Genomic DNA, 17,231 nt, shown 5'->3' on the forward strand with positions numbered 1-17,231 from the left:
CCCGTAATAGAAGCCCACGCGCCCAATGGTCAATAACTCCATGCAATCGTCCCCCCGCAAATCCCGTCGCTGGCTGATCAGCCTGCTGGTCCTGTTGGTCATCGCTGTCCTGTGCTGGAAGTTCTGGCCCGCCGGCTCTGCTGACAAGGCGGGCGGCGACAAAGCGGCCGCCGGCCATACCGGGCGCTCGGGAATGATGCGGCCGGGCTTCGGCGGCGGTACCGGGCCGATTCCGGTGCGTGTGGCGCCGGCGGTGAAGGGCGACTTCCCGCTGTATTACAAGGCACTGGGCACGGTCACCGCGCTCAATACCATCAACGTGCGCAGCCGGGTGGGCGGCGAGCTGGTGAAGATTCATTTCGAAGAAGGCCAGATGGTCAAGGCGGGCGACCTGCTGGCCGAGATCGATCCGCGTCCTTACCAGAATGCTTTGCTCCAGGCAGAAGGCACGTTGCTGCAAAATCAGGCGCAACTGAAAAACGCCCAGGTCGACGTCGAGCGTTATCGTGGGCTGTATAAAGAAGACAGCATCGCCAAACAGACCCTCGACACCGCCGAAGCACTGGTCGGCCAATACTTGGGCACGGTCAAGACCAATCAGGCAGCGGTCAACGATGCCAAGCTCAATCTCGAATTCACCAAGATCCGCGCGCCGATTGCCGGTCGCGTCGGTCTGCGTCAGGTCGACGTCGGCAACCTCGTCGCCGCCAACGACACCACGTTCCTCGCGGTGATCACCCAGACGCAACCGATCAGCGTGGCCTTCACCCTGCCGGAGAACAGCCTCGACACCGTGCTGGCCCGTTACCGCAGCGGCGCCAAGTTGCCTGCCGAAGCCTGGGATCGCGGCGACACCAAGCTGCAAGCCACCGGCGTGCTGCAAAGCCTCGACAACCAGATCGACGTCGCTACCGGCACCCTCAAGTTCAAGGCCCGCTACGACAATCGCGACCAGTCCCTGTTTCCCAATCAGTTCGTCAACGTCCATTTACTGGCAGACACGCTGAAAGGTGTAGTGCTGGCGCCGTCGGCAGCGATCCAGTTCGGTACCAACGGCACCTTCGTCTATGCGCTGGACGGCGACAAGAAAGTCACCATTCGCCAACTGAAAATCGGTGCCAGCGACGGTGACAACACCGTGGTCACCGAAGGCCTCGCCGCGGGCGATCGCGTTGTGCTTGAAGGCACCGATCGCCTGAAGGAGGGCAGCGAAGTCGAAGTGGTCAATGACAGCAGCGAAGTACCGACCTCGCCGACCGAACACCTGCAAGGCAAATCCGCCGCCAATCCCGATGCGACCACCGCTGAAAAGGCCAAGAAGGGCGCATGAACATATCGCGGCTGTTCATCCTCCGTCCGGTAGCCACCACCCTGAGCATGCTGGCCATTGTCCTGGCCGGCCTGATCGCTTATCGCCTGCTGCCGGTTTCGGCCTTGCCGCAGGTCGATTACCCGACCATCCGCGTCATGACCCTGTACCCCGGCGCCAGTCCGGACGTGATGACCAGCGCCGTCACCGCACCGCTTGAACGCCAGTTCGGGCAGATGCCGGGCCTGACGCAAATGGCTTCGACCAGCTCCGGCGGCGCTTCGGTGCTGACCCTGCGTTTCAGCCTCGACATCAACATGGACGTCGCCGAACAGCAGGTGCAGGCCGCGATCAACGCCGCGACCAACCTGCTGCCTACCGACCTGCCGGCGCCGCCGGTGTACAACAAGGTCAACCCGGCGGACACCCCGGTGCTGACCCTGGCCATCACTTCGAAAACCATGCTGCTGCCCAAGCTCAATGACTTGGTCGATACGCGCATGGCGCAGAAGATCGCCCAGATCAGCGGCGTCGGCATGGTCAGCATCGCTGGTGGCCAGCGTCAGGCCGTGAGGATCAAGGTCAACCCCGAAGCGCTCGCGGCCAACAGCCTCAACCTGTCGGACGTGCGCACGCTGATCGGCGCCTCCAACGTCAACCAGCCGAAAGGCAACTTCGATGGCCCGACCCGGGTGTCGATGCTCGATGCCAACGACCAACTGACCTCGCCCGAGGACTACGCGAATCTGATCCTGACCTACAAGAACGGCGCGCCGTTGCGGCTCAAGGACGTCGCGGAAATCGTCGATGGCGCCGAGAACGAGCGTCTGGCCGCGTGGGCCAACCAGAATCAGGCGGTGTTGCTGAACATCCAGCGTCAGCCGGGCGCCAACGTTATCGAAGTGGTCGACCGCATCAAGGCCTTGCTGCCGAGCATCACCGACAACCTGCCGGCCGGCCTCGACGTCACGGTGCTGACGGATCGCACCCAGACCATCCGTGCCTCGGTCACCGATGTGCAACACGAACTGCTGATCGCTATCGCGCTGGTGGTCATGGTCACGTTCCTGTTTCTGCGCCGCGCCAGTGCGACGATCATTCCCTCGGTGGCCGTGCCGCTGTCGTTGATCGGCACCTTTGGCGTGATGTACCTCGCCGGTTTCTCGGTGAACAACCTGACGTTGATGGCGCTGACCATTGCCACCGGCTTCGTGGTCGACGATGCCATCGTCATGCTCGAGAACATTTCACGCTTCATCGAAGAGGGTGACAGCCCGATGCAGGCCGCGCTCAAGGGCGCGAAACAGATCGGCTTCACCCTGATTTCCCTGACCCTGTCGCTGATCGCCGTCCTGATTCCGTTGCTGTTCATGGCCGATGTAGTGGGGCGCCTGTTCCGCGAGTTCGCCATCACCCTGGCGGTGGCGATCCTGATTTCCCTGGTGGTGTCGCTGACCCTGACGCCGATGATGTGCGCGCGCCTGCTCAAGCGTGAACCGCAGGAGCACGAGCAAGGCCGTTTCTACCGCGCCAGCGGTGCGTTCATCGACTGGATGATCAACGAATACGGGCGGATGCTGCGCTGGGTGCTCAAGCATCAGCCGCTGACCTTGCTGGTCGCCATCGGCACACTGGCGTTGACCGTGTTCCTGTACGTGATCGTGCCGAAGGGTTTCTTTCCGGTGCAGGACACCGGCGTGATTCAGGGTATTTCCGAAGCGCCGCAGTCGATCTCCTTCGCGGCGATGGGCGAACGGCAGCAGCAACTGGCGAAGATCATTCTCGAAGATCCGGCGGTGCAGAGCCTGTCGTCCTACATTGGCGTCGACGGCGACAACGCCACGCTCAACAGCGGCCGCTTGCTGATCAACCTCAAGCCCCATGGCGAGCGCGATCTGACGGCCAGCGAAGTGATTTCCCGCCTGCAACCGCAACTGGACAAACTGGTCGGCATTCGTTTGTTCATGCAGCCGGTGCAGGATCTGACCATCGAGGATCGGGTCAGCCGCACCCAGTATCAGTTCAGCATGTCTTCGCCGGACTCGGAATTGCTCAGCCAGTGGAGCGGACGTCTGGTCGAAGCCCTGGCGCAGCGTCCGGAGTTGACCGACGTTGCCAGTGATTTGCAAGACAAAGGCTTGCAGGTCTATCTGGTGATCGACCGCGACGCCGCATCGCGCCTTGGCGTGTCGGTGGCGAATATCACCGATGCGCTGTACGACGCCTTCGGCCAGCGGCAGATTTCGACCATTTATACTCAGGCCAGCCAGTATCGCGTGGTGCTGCAAGCCCAGGCCGGGGAGAAGATCGGCCCGCAGGCGCTGGATCAGATTCACGTCAAGACCACCGACGGCGCGCAGGTGCGCTTGTCGAGTCTGGCGCATGTCGAAGAGCGTCAGGCGCAATTGGCGATCACCCACATCGGCCAGTTTCCGGCAGTGATGATGTCGTTCAACCTCGCGCCGGGCGTGGCGTTGGGGCACGCCGTGGACATCATCGAGCAGGTACAGCAGGACATCGGCATGCCGGTCGGCGTGCAGACTCAGTTCCAGGGCGCGGCGCAGGCGTTCCAGGCTTCGCTGTCGAGCACCTTGCTGCTGATTCTGGCGGCGGTGGTGACCATGTACATCGTCCTGGGCGTGCTCTACGAGAGCTACATCCACCCGATCACCATTCTTTCGACCTTGCCGTCCGCCGCAGTCGGTGCCTTGCTGGCGTTGCTGCTCAGCGGCAACGACCTGGGCATGATCGCGATCATCGGCATCATCCTGCTGATCGGTATCGTCAAGAAGAATGCAATCATGATGATCGACTTCGCCCTCGACGCCGAACGCACCCAGGGCATGGCCCCGGCGGAGGCGATCTATCAAGCGGCGTTGCTGCGCTTCCGGCCGATTCTGATGACTACACTGGCCGCGTTGTTCGGCGCAGTGCCGCTGATGCTGGCCACCGGGTCTGGCGCTGAATTGCGTCAGCCGTTGGGGCTGGTGATGGTTGGCGGTTTGTTGGTGAGCCAGGTGTTGACGCTGTTCACCACGCCGGTGATTTACCTGTACTTCGACCGCCTCGGAAGGCGCTTTGGCAAAGCCAAAGCCGAAGGTGACGAGGTCGCGGTATGACCCCGCAATCAGCATATATCCCTTGTGGGAGCGAGCTTGCTCGCGAAAGCGGTGGGTCAGTCACTTTCAATGTTGAATGTAATACCGCATTCGCGAGCAAGCTCGCTCCCACAGGGTTCGGCGGTAGGGGCTGGAGCGCATGAATCTTTCAGGTCCCTTCATCAAACGCCCCGTGGCCACCATGCTGCTCTCGCTGGCCATCATGTTGCTCGGCGGGGTCAGCTTCGGTCTGTTGCCGGTATCGCCATTGCCGCAGATGGATTTCCCGGTGATCGTGGTTCAGGCCAGTCTGCCGGGCGCCAGTCCCGAGGTGATGGCTTCGACGGTGGCGACGCCGCTGGAGCGTTCATTCGGTGCGATTGCCGGCGTCAACACCATGAGCAGCCGTTCCAGTCAGGGTTCGACGCGGGTGATTCTGCAATTTGACCTCGACCGCGACATCAACGGCGCGGCGCGGGAGGTGCAGGCGGCGATCAATGCTTCGCGCAATCTGCTGCCGAGCGGGATGCGCAGCATGCCGACGTATAAAAAGGTCAACCCGTCGCAGGCGCCGATCATGGTGCTGTCGCTGACCTCGGATGTGCTGGAAAAAGGCCAGCTCTACGACCTGGCCTCGACCATCCTTTCGCAAAGCCTGTCGCAAGTGCAGGGCGTTGGTGAAGTGCAGATCGGTGGCAGTTCGCTGCCGGCGGTTCGCATCGAACTCGAACCGCAGACCCTCAACCAGTACGGCGTGGCCCTCGACGATGTACGCAAGACCATTGCCGACGCTAACGTGCGCCGGCCCAAGGGTTCGGTCGAGGACGGCGAGCGCTTGTGGCAGATCCAGGCCAACGACCAGTTGGAGAAAGCCAAGGATTATGAGTCGCTGATCATTCACTACGCCGACGGCGCCGCATTGCGTCTCAAGGATGTGGCGAAAGTCAGCGATGGCGTCGAAGACCGTTACAACAGCGGTTTCTTCAACGACGACGCGGCGGTATTGCTCGTGATCAACCGTCAGGCCGGCGCCAACATCATCGAGACGGTCAACGAGATCAAGGCGCAGTTGCCCGCGCTGCAAGCGGTGCTGCCGGCCAGCGTCAAACTCAATCTGGCCATGGATCGCTCGCCAGTGATCAAGGCTACGCTGCATGAAGCCGAGATGACCTTGCTGATCGCCGTCGCCCTGGTGGTGCTGGTGGTGTACCTGTTTCTGGGTAACTTCCGCGCCTCGCTGATCCCGACCCTGGCGGTGCCGGTGTCGCTGGTCGGTACCTTTGCGGTGATGTACCTGTACGGGTTCTCGCTGAACAACCTGTCGCTGATGGCGCTGATTCTCGCCACGGGTCTAGTGGTGGACGACGCCATCGTGGTGCTGGAAAACATTTCCCGGCACATCGACGAAGGCGTCAAACCGATGCAGGCGGCGTACCTCGGGGCCAAGGAAGTCGGCTTTACCCTGCTGTCGATGAACGTCTCGCTGGTGGCGGTGTTCCTGTCGATCCTGTTCATGGGCGGGCTGGTCGAGAGCCTGTTTCGCGAATTTTCCATCACCCTGGCGGCGGCAATCGTGGTGTCGCTGGTGGTGTCCCTGACACTGACACCGATGCTCTGCGCGCGCTGGCTCAAGCCGCACACGCCGGGCCAGGAAAACCGCCTGCAACGCTGGAGCCACAAGACCAACGACTGGATGGTCGGCAAATACGCCACCAGCCTCGACTGGGTATTGCGTCATCGCCGTCTGACCTTGTTCAGTCTGCTGCTCACCGTTGGCGTCAACATCGCGCTTTATGTGGTGGTGCCGAAAACCTTCCTGCCGCAGCAGGACACCGGCCAGTTGATCGGTTTCGTGCGTGGCGACGACGGTCTGTCGTTCAACGTCATGCAGCCGAAAATGGAAACCTTCCGCCGCGCCGTGCTCAAGGATGAAGCGGTGGAAAGCGTGGCCGGGTTCATCGGCGGCAACAACGGCACCAACAACGCGTTCATGATCGTGCGCCTGAAGCCGATCAAGGAGCGCCAGCTTTCAGCGCAGAAGGTCATAGAACGCCTGCGCAAGGAAATGCCCAAAGTGCCCGGGGCGCAGTTGATGCTGATGGCCGACCAGGATCTGCAGTTTGGTGGCGGCCGCGAGCAGACCAGTTCGCAATACACCTACATCCTGCAGAGCGGCGACCTCGCCGAGCTGCGCAAGTGGTTCCCGAAAGTGGTCACCGCGTTGCGTGCCTTGCCCGAGCTGACCGCCATCGATGCCCGCGAAGGTGCCGGGGCGCAACAGGTGACGCTGATTGTCGACCGGGATCAGGCCAAACGCCTGGGGGTCGACATGAACATGGTCACCGCGGTGCTCAATAACGCTTACAGCCAGCGGCAGATTTCGACGATCTACGACAGCCTCAACCAGTACCAGGTGGTGATGGAGGTCAATCCGAAATACGCCCAGGATCCGGTGACGCTCAAGCAGGTCGAGGTGATTACCGCTGACGGTGCGCGGGTGCCGCTGTCGACGTTCGCCCATTACGAAAACAGCCTGGAAAACGACCGGGTCAGTCATGAAGGCCAGTTCGCGTCCGAAAGCATTTCCTTTGACATGGCCGAAGGCGTGACCGTAGAGCAGGGCAGTGCCGCCATTGAACGGGCGATCGCCAAGGTCGGCCTGCCGGAGGATGTGATTGCGAAAATGGCCGGCACCGCTGATGCTTTCGCGGCCACGCAGAAGAGCCAGCCATTTATGATCCTCGGTGCGTTGCTGGCCGTGTATCTGGTGCTCGGTGTGCTGTATGAAAGCTACATTCACCCGCTGACCATTCTCTCGACTTTGCCCTCGGCCGGGGTTGGCGCGTTGCTGTCGATTTATGCACTGGGGGGCGAGTTCAGCCTGATTTCCCTGCTGGGGATATTCCTGCTGATCGGCGTGGTGAAAAAGAACGCCATTCTGATGATCGATCTGGCGCTGCAATTGGAGCGGCATGAGGGCCTGTCGCCGCTGGAGTCGATCCGCAGCGCCTGCCTGCAACGCCTGCGACCGATTCTGATGACCACGCTGGCGGCGATCCTCGGCGCCTTGCCGTTGCTGCTCGGCCGTGCCGAGGGTGCGGAAATGCGCCAGCCGCTGGGACTGACGATCATTGGCGGCCTGGTGTTCAGCCAGGTCCTGACCCTTTACACCACCCCGGTGGTTTACCTTTATCTCGACAAGCTGCGCCATCGCTTCAACAAATGGCGTGGCGTGCGCACTGATGCCGCTCTGGAAACTCCGCTATGACTGACCGTTCGCTTATCCAATTGGCCACCGTTCGCGGCTCGCGCCTGTTGAGCCTGTCACTGTGCGTGGCGCTGCTCAGCGCTTGCGCAGTCGGCCCGGACTACCAGCGCCCGCAAACTGCCGAAATCGCTCAGTTCAAGGAAGCCGAGGGCTGGCGTCAGGCCAATCCCAGCGACTCGCTGGCCCGTGGCGCCTGGTGGGAGTTGTACGGCGACCAACAGCTCAACGCCTTGATCGAAAAACTCAACAGCTCCAACCAGACCGTTGCCCAGTCCGAAGCGCAGTTTCGTCAGGCGCAGGCTTTGGTGCGTAGTGCACGCGGGGCGTTTTACCCCAGTGTCGACCTGAGTCTGGGCAAGAACCGCTCGAGTCAGGGCACCGGCAGCAGCAGTTCGAGCCTGAGCAGTTCCTCAAGCGGTATTCGTGATACCTACACCGCGCAACTGGGCGTCAGTTGGGAAGCCGATGTCTGGGGCAAGCTGCGCCGTGGCCTGGAGGCCGACGAGGCCAACGCCCAGGCGAGCTTTGCCGATCTGGCAGCGATGCGTCTGAGTCAGCAATCGGAACTGGTGCAGAACTACCTGCAACTGCGCGTCATCGATCAGCAGAAGCGTCTGCTCGAGGCCACCGTTGCCGCTTATGAACGCTCGCTGAAAATGACCCAGAACCAGTATCGTGCCGGGGTTTCCGGGCGCGATGCGGTGGCGCAGGCCCAAACCCAGTTGAAAAGCACCCAGGCCGATCTGGTCGATCTGATCTGGCAGCGCGCACAGTTTGAAAATGCCATCGCCGTACTGACCGGCGAAGCACCGGCCAACTTCAGCATTGCCGAAAGCCAGAGCATCCCGAATCTGCCGCAGGTACCGCTGAGCTTGCCTTCACAACTGCTGGAACGCCGTCCTGACATCGCTTCGGCCGAACGCTCGGTGATTGCCGCCAATGCCAACATCGGCGTGGCGAAAGCCGCGTATTACCCGGACCTGACCCTGAGCCTGAGCGGCGGCTACAGCAGCAGTACCTCGAAAAACCTGATCAGCCTGCCGAACCGTTTCTGGTCGGTCGGCCCGCAGCTTTCTCTGCCGCTGTTCGACGGCGGCATTCGTTCGGCCGAGGTTGACCGCAGCGAGGCGGCCTATGACGAAACCGTCGCCCGCTACCGGCAGACCGTGCTCGACGGCTTCCGCGAGGTGGAAAACTACCTGGTCCAGCTCAAGGTGTATGAAGACGAAGCGGCGGTACGCCAGGAAGCGCTGGATGCCGCCCGCGATTCCCTGCGCCTGACGGAAAACCAGTACAAGGCGGGCCTGATTGCTTATATCGACGTAGTCGTTGTGCAGGCCACGGCGCTGAGCAACGAACGCAGTGTGCTGAATATTCTGCAGAACCGACTGATCGCCAGCGTGCAACTGATCGCCGCACTGGGCGGCGGCTGGGACGGCCAACTGGACGTCAGCGACAACCGCTGAACCTGTGGGAGCGAGCTTGCTCGCGAAAGCGGTGGGTCAGGCAACTACGATGGTGGCTGTGCCGACGCCTTCGCGAGCAACCTCGCTCCCACAGGGATTCGAGTTCGAATGGTGAGGGGTGGCTGGACGCTGAAAAATTGTGGGAGCGAGCCTGCTCGCGAAAGCGGTGGGTCAGGCAACTACGATGCTGGCTGTGCCGACGCCTTCGCGAGCAGGCTCGCTCCCACAGGGATTAGTGTATGGCGTGAGATCGCTTTCACAGGGTGTGCTTAAAGCCCAGTGCAGAGCCTTGTAGGACGATCGAACAAGCGTTTCATCGGCTTGATGGCAATTTGGTTACTTTGTCAGTGCGTTCTTCCGCGCAATCAGTACAATCGCCGCATTTGCCCGACCGAGAATGGAAGCAGTACGGTTTCGGCTTGTCACGAGAACGTCCATGCTCATCGGCAGCTATTCCTTCACTTTGGTTTTCATCTCGTTGTGCGTGGCCATTCTGGCTTCCTACACGGCGCTCGACCTGACTGGGCGCATCGCCACGGCGAAAGGCCGGGCCGTGCATTTCTGGACGGCGGGCGGGGCGTTGGCGATGGGCGTTGGCGTCTGGTCGATGCATTTCATCGGCATGCTCGCCTTCAAATTGCCGATCGACCTGGGCTATGACTTCGCCCTCACTGCGTTGTCGCTGCTGATCGCGGTGCTGTCCTGCGGTTTCGCCTTGTGGCTGGTCAGCCAGCCGAAGCTGCCCCTGGCGCAACTGGCCTTCGGTGCGCTGATCATGGGGGCGGGCATCAGCGCCATGCATTACACCGGTATGGCCGCGCTGCGCATGACCCCGGGCATCGATTACGACCCGACATTGTTCAGCGCCTCCTTGCTGATTGCCGTCGGCGCCTCGGCGGCGGCGTTGTGGATTGCCTTTCGCCTGCGCCAGCATTCGCCCTATGTGCGGCTGATTCGTGCCGGCGCGGCGGTGATCATGGGTGTGGCGATTGTCGGCATGCACTACACCGGCATGGCGGCGGCGCAATTTCCTGACGGCAGTTTCTGCGGCGCGACGCTCAATGGCTTGAAGGGCAATGGCCTCGACAGTCTGGTCGTGGTCACCACGTTGGCGGTGCTGTCGATTGCCCTGTTGACCTCGATTCTCGATGCCCGCCTCGAAGCGCGCACCGCTGATCTGGCGCACTCGTTGACCGTAGCCAACCGCGAACTCACCCAACTGGCCTTGCACGATCCGCTGACCAGTCTGCCTAATCGCATGTTGCTCGACGACCGCATCAATCAGGCGATCAGAAAAGTTGAAGAGCAGGGCGGCTGCTTCGCCTTGATGTTCATCGACCTCGACGGTTTCAAACCGGTCAACGACGCATTCGGCCATCACATGGGCGACCAATTGCTGCGTGAGGTCGGCGCGCGTCTGCGTGAAGACTTGCGCAGCCAGGACACCCTGGCGCGAATCGGCGGCGATGAGTTCGTTTTGCTGGTGCGCTTGAGCGAGCCCAATGACGCCTTGAGCCTGGCCGCGCGTCAGGTCGGCCTGATCGGTCGCACGTTCCGCGTCGCCGAGCATGATCTGCAGATTTCCGCCAGTGTCGGCATTGCCCTGTATCCGGGCAACGGCGCCAACGCCCAGGAACTGCTGATGAACGCCGACGCCGCGATGTACCACGCCAAGGGCGGCGGCAAAAACGGCTACAGCTTCTTCGATGCGTCGATGAACACCAACGCGCGCAAACAACTGCAACTGTTGCAGGACCTGCGCGCGGCCATCGAGCACAACCAGTTCTGCCTGCATTACCAACCCAAATTCGACGCCGCCAACGGTCGCCCCGTCGGTGCCGAAGCGCTGCTGCGTTGGAAGCATCCGCTGCATGGCATGCTGATGCCGGATAAATTCATCGATCTGGCGGAGAAAACCGGGCTGATCATTCCGATGGGCGAATGGGTGCTCAATGAAGCCTGCCGGCAGATGCGCGAATGGTACGTGCTCGGTTACACCGACTGGCGCATTGCCGTGAACCTCTCGGCCTTGCAGTTCTGCCATGCCGGGCTGGTGCAAAGCGTGGCCAAGGCGCTGGCGACCCACCACTTGCCGGCCAACAGCCTGACCCTGGAAATCACCGAAACCACGGCCATGAGCGACGCTGACGCGAGCATGACCGTCCTGCGAGAGCTGTCGGACATGGGCGTCGACCTGTCGATCGACGACTTCGGCACCGGTTATTCCAGCCTGATGTACCTCAAGCGCCTGCCGGCCAATGAGCTGAAGATCGACCGTGGTTTCGTCCGTGATCTGGAGCACGACAGCGATGATGCGGCGATCGTCTCGGCGATTGTCGCGCTGGGGCAGGCCCTGGATCTGCGGATTGTCGCCGAGGGTGTCGAGACCGGCGCGCAACAGGATTTCCTGACCAAACTGGGCTGTGATTCGCTGCAGGGCTATCTGCTTGGCCACCCGATGCCGGCGGAGCGCTTCATGCAGGACATCGTGCGCGGGCAACGGCTGGCGGTGGTCTGAGAGACCCTGCGGGAGCGAGCTTGCTCGCGAAGGCGGCCGGATCGGCGCCACATGCAAAACCCGCCAATCGCAGTTATTCTTCCCCCGACTGTTACGTGTGCAAGTGGGGGAAGGCCAGCATGGATAAAGTCATTGTCATCACCGGTGGCGGGCGCGGAATCGGCGCGGCTACGGCATTGCTGGCAGCCGAACAGGGCTACCGGATCTGCATCAACTATCAGTCGGATGAACAGGCCGCACACAACGTACTAGAGCAGGTTCGCGCCCTGGGCGCCCAGGCCATCGCGGTCCGCGCCGATGTCAGTATCGAAGACGAAGTGATCGCGATGTTTCAGCGCGTCGACGCCGAACTGGGCCGGGTTACCGCCCTGGTCAACAACGCCGGCACCGTCGGGCAGAAGTCGCGAGTCGATGAAATGTCCGAATTCCGCATCCTCAAAATCATGAAAACCAACGTGCTGGCGCCGATCCTCTGCGCCAAACACGCGATCCTGCGCATGTCGCCCAAACACGGCGGGCAGGGCGGCAGCATCGTCAACGTCTCCTCGGTCGCGGCACGCCTCGGTTCGCCGAACGAGTACGTTGATTACGCCGCATCCAAAGGCGCGCTCGACACCTTCACCATCGGTCTGTCGAAAGAAGTGGCGGGCGAGGGCATTCGCGTCAATGCCGTGCGTCCGGGCTACATCTACACCGACTTCCATGCCCTGAGCGGCGACCCGGATCGGGTCAGCAAGCTCGAATCGGCGATTCCCATGGCCCGGGGCGGGCGGCCGGATGAAGTGGCGGAAGCGATTGTCTGGTTGCTGTCGGACAAGGCTTCTTATGCGACCGGGACGTTTGTGGATTTGGGGGGTGGGCGTTAAGCCGGTGGATTTGCGGTGTTAACGCCGGCCTCTTCGCGAGCAGGCTCGCTCCCACATTGGTTCTGTATTCACAAATCAACTGTGGGAGCGAGCCTGCTCGCGAAGGGGCCAGTCCAGACAAAATCTATCCCTCAGAACGACCGCACAATCCGCCCCAACGTCTCCATGGCCTTTTCCGATTCCTCGGTCCACGGGCTGCCGTAATTCAAGCGAATGCAATTTCTGAAACGCTGGGTCGGCGAGAAAATCGGCCCCGGCGCGATGCTGATGCCTTGCGCCAATGCCATTTGAAACAGCTTCAGCGAATCCATCTGCTCCGGCAATTCCAGCCACAGAAAGTAGCCGCCCGCCGGCTGGCTGACCCGGGTCTGCGCCGGAAAATAACGAGCAATCGCCGCGAGCATCGCGCTCTGCTGTTCTTCCAGGGCATAACGCAGTTTGCGCAGATGCCGATCGTAGCCGCCGTGTTGCAGATAATCGGCAATTGCCGCTTGCGCCGGCATCGAAGCGCATAGCGAGGTCATCAGCTTCAGTCGCTCGATCTTCTGCGCGAAACGCCCGGCCGCCACCCAGCCGATGCGGTAGCCGGGGGCGAGACTTTTGGCGAACGAGCCGCAATGCATGACCAATCCTTCGGTATCAAAAGCCTTGGCCGGTTTTGGCGCCTGTTGCCCGTAATAAAGCTCGGCGTAGACGTCGTCCTCAATCAACGGCACCTGATGCTGACGCAGCAGTTCGACCAGCTCCTGTTTCTTCGCCTCGGGCACGGTCGCGCCCATCGGGTTCTGGAAACTGGTCATGCACCAGCAGGCCTTGATCGGATGGCGTTCCAAAGTTTGCGCGAGCACGCCGAGGTCGATGCCGTCACGCGGGTGCACGGGGATTTCCACGGCTTTGAGCTTCAGGCGCTCCAACACTTGCAGGCTGGCGTAGAACGCCGGGGCCTCGATGGCCACCAGATCGCCGGGCTCGGTCACTGCTTGCAGGCACAGGTTCAGCGCTTCGAGAGCGCCGTTGGTGATCAGTAGCTCTTCCATCGGCAACATCAGCCCGCCGACCATGTAGCGCAGGGCAATCTGTCGGCGCAGTTGCGGGTTGCCCGGGGACATATCGGTGACGACCATGCGCGGGTCCATCTCCCGCGCGGCGCTGGCCAGGGAGCGCGACAGGCGTTGCAGCGGGAACAGCGTCGGGCTGGGGAAGGCCGAGCCGAAGGGCACGGTGTTGGGGTCTTTGATCGAATCGAGCACCGAGAACACCAGTTCGCTGACGTCGACCTCGGTGGATTCGTTGACCTGGCTGCTGATCACCGGCTCGGAAAATGTGCTCGGTGTATGGGCGTTGACGAAGTAACCGGAGCGCGGCCGGGCGCGGATCAGGCCGCGGCGTTCGAGCAGGTAATAGGCCTGGAATACTGTCGACGGGCTGACCCCGTAAGCCTGGCTGGCATAGCGCACCGACGGTACCCGCTGGCCAGGGCCGAGGACGCCGGAGCGGATCAGTTCAGCGATGTCGTCGGCGAATTTTTCGTAGCGTTTCATGGTGGATCCGAATGGGGTCTCTAAGGAATCGCGTCGCCTCCATTCGCGAGCAGGCTCGCTCCCACAACGACCGCGATTTCCTGTGGGAGCGAGCCTGCTCGCGAATGAAAGCACCGCAGTCTAAGGGCAATCAACGATTCATCGGCGCCACAAAGCGGCTCTTCGCCACGCTGTATACCTGCGGCTCGTCACTGTCTTCAATCCTGAAACTCAATGTCTGCGAACTGCTCGCCGGGCGCTCGGTGGTCATCGCCACCGACACCGGCACATCGACAATCTCCCCGGGCGCCAGGCTCAATGCTGTTTTGCCCTGCAACTCAAACCCGTCGCCATCAACCAGACTCAACCGGTAATCCTGCCGTTGCTGAGTCTTGTTGATCACTTTCAGCGAATAAATATTCTCGATCTGGCCTTGAGCGTTCTCGCGGAACAACCCGCGATCCTTGGTCACGTCCAGCGACACCATTGGCCGCTCGATGAGTGCCAGTGCTAACGCTCCAATCATCACCAGTAACACCGCCGTATAGCCAATCAAACGCGGACGCAGCAGGTTGGTCTTGCCGCCCTGCAATTCGCGCTCGGAACTGTAGCGGATCAGGCCGCGCGGGTAATGCATTTTGTCCATGATCGAATCGCAGGCGTCGATGCATGCTGCGCAGCCGATGCATTCCATTTGCAAGCCATCGCGGATGTCGATGCCTGTCGGGCAGACCTGCACGCACAACTGGCAGTCGATGCAATCACCCAGGCCGGCTTCGACCGGGCGCACGTCACGCCTGCGCGGACCCCGGTTTTCGCCGCGTGCGGCGTCGTAGGCAATGGTCAGCGTGTCCTTGTCGAACATCACACTCTGGAACCGCGCATACGGGCACATGTGCATGCATACCGCCTCACGCAGCCAACCGGCGTTGATGTAGGTGGCGGCGGCGAAGAACAGCACCCAGAACAAACTGACGCCACCGATCTGCAGGGTCAGCAGCTCTTCGGCCAGCGGCCGGATCGGGGTGAAATAGCCGACGAAGGTCAGGCCGGTCATCACGCTAATTGCCAGCCACAACGTGTGTTTGGCGGCACGCCGCGCCAGTTTGTTCAGGCTCCACGGCGCCGCTTGCAGTTTGATGCGCTGGTTGCGCTCGCCTTCAGTGATCTTCTCGCACCACATGAAGATCCACGTCCACGAGCTCTGCGGGCAGGTGTAACCGCACCAGACGCGACCGGCAAACACGGTGATGGCGAAGAGTCCGAACGCAGCAATGATCAACAGCGCTGAGAGCAGAATGAAATCCTGCGGCCAGAACGTCGCGCCGAAGATGTGGAATTTGCTTTCCGCCAGATCCCACAGTACCGCCTGCCGACCGCCCCAGTTCAGCCACACGGTGCCGAAGAACAGCACGAACAGAAGTCCGGCACCGCTCATACGCAGGTTGCGGAACAGGCCGGTGAAACTGCGAGTGTGGATCTGCTTGTCGGTGGATCCGGCAGTCGCTTTCAGTGGGCGCGCGGGTACGCTTCTTATCGTCGGCGCTGCTTCTACGGTTCGGACGGGGATTTGCTCGCTCATGTTCGTTCGCTCATCAGCCTCCATCAGGCCGATGCACTATGAGCGCCGATCTGTTTGCAGAACAGACTCAGGTTTGGCAATAAAAAGCGGATCAGATGAGGTTTGGCGCAGTGCCTGCGACAACTTGAAGCAACCTGCCAGGCGCGGCGCAAACGCCTATTGCAGGCGTCTGCGGCGGATGTTGATCGAGGTCAATCAAACCACCGAATCACTGTCATCAGCCTTCAGATGTTTGCGCCCATCCTTGGCCCCGGCGACGGTCAAGGCATCGGCTTCTGCTTCGGTGATGTAGGTGCGTTTGCCTTCGATTTCCACGAACGACATGGCTTTGTCGCTATCGGTCAGGACTTCGAGGGTGTCGCAGATGCGAATTTCCTCACCATGCTCGACGGTAAAAAAACACACTTTCTGCTCGGGGTTGGATTCATCGATTCGAACGGGCATGGCGGCAGTCCTTGTTCCAGGGAGGTCTGCATATTAGGAAGCGCAGCGCGCCGATCGTTCTGCGCAACCGATTAATGGTCGCTGTTGTCCATCGCTTATCAAGCCAATAACAAGGGAGGCACGATGGAAGACTGGTGGGATGAAGTGTGGGCCACGATGCAAGCCGAGTTCGCCGATATCGGCGACGCCTCGCAAATGACCCGGATCACCGTACGTCTGGTGATGGCGGCGATTCTCGGCGGGATTCTCGGATTTGAGCGCGAGCATAAAGGCAAGGCAGCGGGCGTTCGCACGCACATGCTGGTGGCATTGGGTGCTGCGCTATTCGTATTGGTGCCGCAGACCTCGGGCGCAGAATCCGATGCCATGAGTCGGGTCTTGCAGGGCGTGATTGCCGGGATCGGCTTTCTCGGCGCCGGCACCATTCTGAAAAATCAGCAGGGCGACGAGGCCCATGTCAAAGGCCTGACCACGGCGGCGGGTTTATGGATGACGGCAGCGATCGGCGTGGCGGCGGGGCTGGGCAAGGAAGCGACGGCATTGCTCAGTACCATTCTGGCGCTGGCGATCTTCAGCGTGATGCCGTACGTGGTGAGAGTGTTCGAAAAGGATGTCGACAAGAACGACCACCTCTGACTCCCCGCCGGCTGATGATCGTTCCCACGCTCCGCGTGGGATTGCTTCAACGGACGCTCCGCGTTCGGCTCTGGATGGGACGCAGAGCGTCCCGGGCTGCATTCCTTTGCTGCGCGTGGGAACGATCAGATCAGACGCGGAGCATGGGAACGATCAGGCGACAGGGGTCAGACGATCACCGGCGGCATCGTGCTTGGTGGCTCTTCTTTCGGTGGTGGCGTGGTGCCTGGCGGCTCTTGCTCGGGCACCGGTGGCGGTTCGGTGTCCGGCAGGGTGGGTTTGTCGATGTTCGGATCGGGCGTTTCCGCCGGGATCGGGATGCTCATCAGGTGACCTCCGTATGGCACATGGCGTGGGACGTGCTTAAGTGAGTTGACCCGGCCACGACAAATTCGATCCGCAGGTTTGTCTTGTTAATTTCATCTGAACTTTTCCCCGCGCCGGTTGCTCGGAACCTAAGTGAGTTCATGACAGGGCCGGCGCTTTGTCGCGAATACTGTTCCGGCACAAGAGCGTCCTTGGGG

11 protein-coding genes are annotated in these 17,231 nt (G+C 61.4%); 7 read left to right on the forward strand and 4 right to left on the reverse strand.

What is annotated here, in order from left to right:
• Window positions 1–25: 25 nt before the first annotated feature.
• The 6 genes from AC0IXA_RS00905 (at window position 26) to AC0IXA_RS00930 (ending at window position 12,525) form a co-directional block, all read left to right on the forward strand.
• Window positions 26–1,330, forward strand: a complete 1,305-nt coding sequence (locus AC0IXA_RS00905; protein ID WP_129998667.1) for an MdtA/MuxA family multidrug efflux RND transporter periplasmic adaptor subunit — start codon at window positions 26–28, stop codon at window positions 1,328–1,330.
• Window positions 1,327–4,428, forward strand: coding sequence for an MdtB/MuxB family multidrug efflux RND transporter permease subunit (locus tag AC0IXA_RS00910; RefSeq protein WP_471811187.1), 3,102 nt, complete (start codon window positions 1,327–1,329; stop codon window positions 4,426–4,428). The genes AC0IXA_RS00905 and AC0IXA_RS00910 overlap by 4 nt, the downstream gene beginning before the upstream one ends.
• Before the next feature lie 139 nt (window positions 4,429–4,567).
• Window positions 4,568–7,675 (forward strand): efflux RND transporter permease subunit, encoded by a 3,108-nt coding sequence (locus AC0IXA_RS00915; RefSeq protein ID WP_471811189.1) that lies wholly within the window; start codon window positions 4,568–4,570, stop codon window positions 7,673–7,675.
• Entirely contained in the window at window positions 7,672–9,141 is a 1,470-nt protein-coding gene (locus AC0IXA_RS00920) for an efflux transporter outer membrane subunit (protein WP_465918105.1), read from the forward strand. The genes AC0IXA_RS00915 and AC0IXA_RS00920 overlap by 4 nt, the downstream gene beginning before the upstream one ends.
• Before the next feature lie 436 nt (window positions 9,142–9,577).
• Window positions 9,578–11,659, forward strand: coding sequence for a putative bifunctional diguanylate cyclase/phosphodiesterase (locus AC0IXA_RS00925; RefSeq protein WP_471811191.1), 2,082 nt, complete (start codon window positions 9,578–9,580; stop codon window positions 11,657–11,659).
• A 119-nt stretch (window positions 11,660–11,778) separates the two neighbouring features.
• Window positions 11,779–12,525, forward strand: coding sequence for an SDR family oxidoreductase (locus AC0IXA_RS00930; protein ID WP_123442552.1), 747 nt, complete (start codon window positions 11,779–11,781; stop codon window positions 12,523–12,525).
• Between the two features lie 131 nt (window positions 12,526–12,656).
• On the opposite strand, the gene mapR is transcribed toward AC0IXA_RS00930, so the two are convergent.
• From mapR to AC0IXA_RS00945, 3 genes are all read right to left on the reverse strand, one after another.
• The gene (mapR, locus tag AC0IXA_RS00935) at window positions 12,657–14,066 is read right to left on the reverse strand and encodes a GntR family transcriptional regulator MpaR (RefSeq protein WP_160769086.1); all 1,410 of its coding nucleotides are present in this window, start codon (window positions 14,064–14,066) and stop codon (window positions 12,657–12,659) included.
• Window positions 14,067–14,196: 130 nt separating this feature from the next.
• Window positions 14,197–15,627 (reverse strand): cytochrome c oxidase accessory protein CcoG, encoded by a 1,431-nt coding sequence (gene ccoG, locus AC0IXA_RS00940; protein ID WP_471811193.1) that lies wholly within the window; start codon window positions 15,625–15,627, stop codon window positions 14,197–14,199.
• A 195-nt stretch (window positions 15,628–15,822) separates the two neighbouring features.
• Window positions 15,823–16,071: a DUF3203 family protein gene (locus AC0IXA_RS00945; RefSeq protein ID WP_016774630.1), complete on the reverse strand. Its 249-nt coding sequence runs from the start codon at window positions 16,069–16,071 to the stop codon at window positions 15,823–15,825.
• 123 nt (window positions 16,072–16,194) lie between these two features.
• On the opposite strand from AC0IXA_RS00945, the gene AC0IXA_RS00950 reads away from it, so the two are divergent.
• Entirely contained in the window at window positions 16,195–16,707 is a 513-nt protein-coding gene (locus AC0IXA_RS00950; RefSeq protein ID WP_016774631.1) for an MgtC/SapB family protein, read from the forward strand.
• A 167-nt stretch (window positions 16,708–16,874) separates the two neighbouring features.
• On the opposite strand, the gene AC0IXA_RS00955 is transcribed toward AC0IXA_RS00950, so the two are convergent.
• Window positions 16,875–17,033 (reverse strand): hypothetical protein, encoded by a 159-nt coding sequence (locus AC0IXA_RS00955; protein ID WP_163012245.1) that lies wholly within the window; start codon window positions 17,031–17,033, stop codon window positions 16,875–16,877.
• Window positions 17,034–17,231 lie beyond the last annotated feature (198 nt).

The organism is Pseudomonas sp. AC083, assembly GCF_979253165.1.

Bases quoted from the DNA above. Each gene is read 5' to 3' on its own strand.
- AC0IXA_RS00955 (WP_163012245.1), bottom strand. From the start codon at position 17,033: ATGAGCATCCCGATCCCGGCGGAAACGCCCGATCCGAACATCGACAAA.
- mapR (WP_160769086.1), bottom strand. From the start codon at position 14,066: ATGAAACGCTACGAAAAATTCGCCGACGACATCGCTGAACTGATCCGC.
- AC0IXA_RS00945 (WP_016774630.1), bottom strand. From the start codon at position 16,071: ATGCCCGTTCGAATCGATGAATCCAACCCCGAGCAGAAAGTGTGTTTT.
- AC0IXA_RS00920 (WP_465918105.1), top strand. From the start codon at position 7,672: ATGACTGACCGTTCGCTTATCCAATTGGCCACCGTTCGCGGCTCGCGC.
- AC0IXA_RS00930 (WP_123442552.1), top strand. From the start codon at position 11,779: ATGGATAAAGTCATTGTCATCACCGGTGGCGGGCGCGGAATCGGCGCG.
- AC0IXA_RS00905 (WP_129998667.1), top strand. From the start codon at position 26: ATGGTCAATAACTCCATGCAATCGTCCCCCCGCAAATCCCGTCGCTGG.
- AC0IXA_RS00950 (WP_016774631.1), top strand. From the start codon at position 16,195: ATGGAAGACTGGTGGGATGAAGTGTGGGCCACGATGCAAGCCGAGTTC.
- AC0IXA_RS00925 (WP_471811191.1), top strand. From the start codon at position 9,578: ATGCTCATCGGCAGCTATTCCTTCACTTTGGTTTTCATCTCGTTGTGC.
- AC0IXA_RS00915 (WP_471811189.1), top strand. From the start codon at position 4,568: ATGAATCTTTCAGGTCCCTTCATCAAACGCCCCGTGGCCACCATGCTG.
- AC0IXA_RS00910 (WP_471811187.1), top strand. From the start codon at position 1,327: ATGAACATATCGCGGCTGTTCATCCTCCGTCCGGTAGCCACCACCCTG.
- ccoG (WP_471811193.1), bottom strand. From the start codon at position 15,627: ATGAGCGAGCAAATCCCCGTCCGAACCGTAGAAGCAGCGCCGACGATA.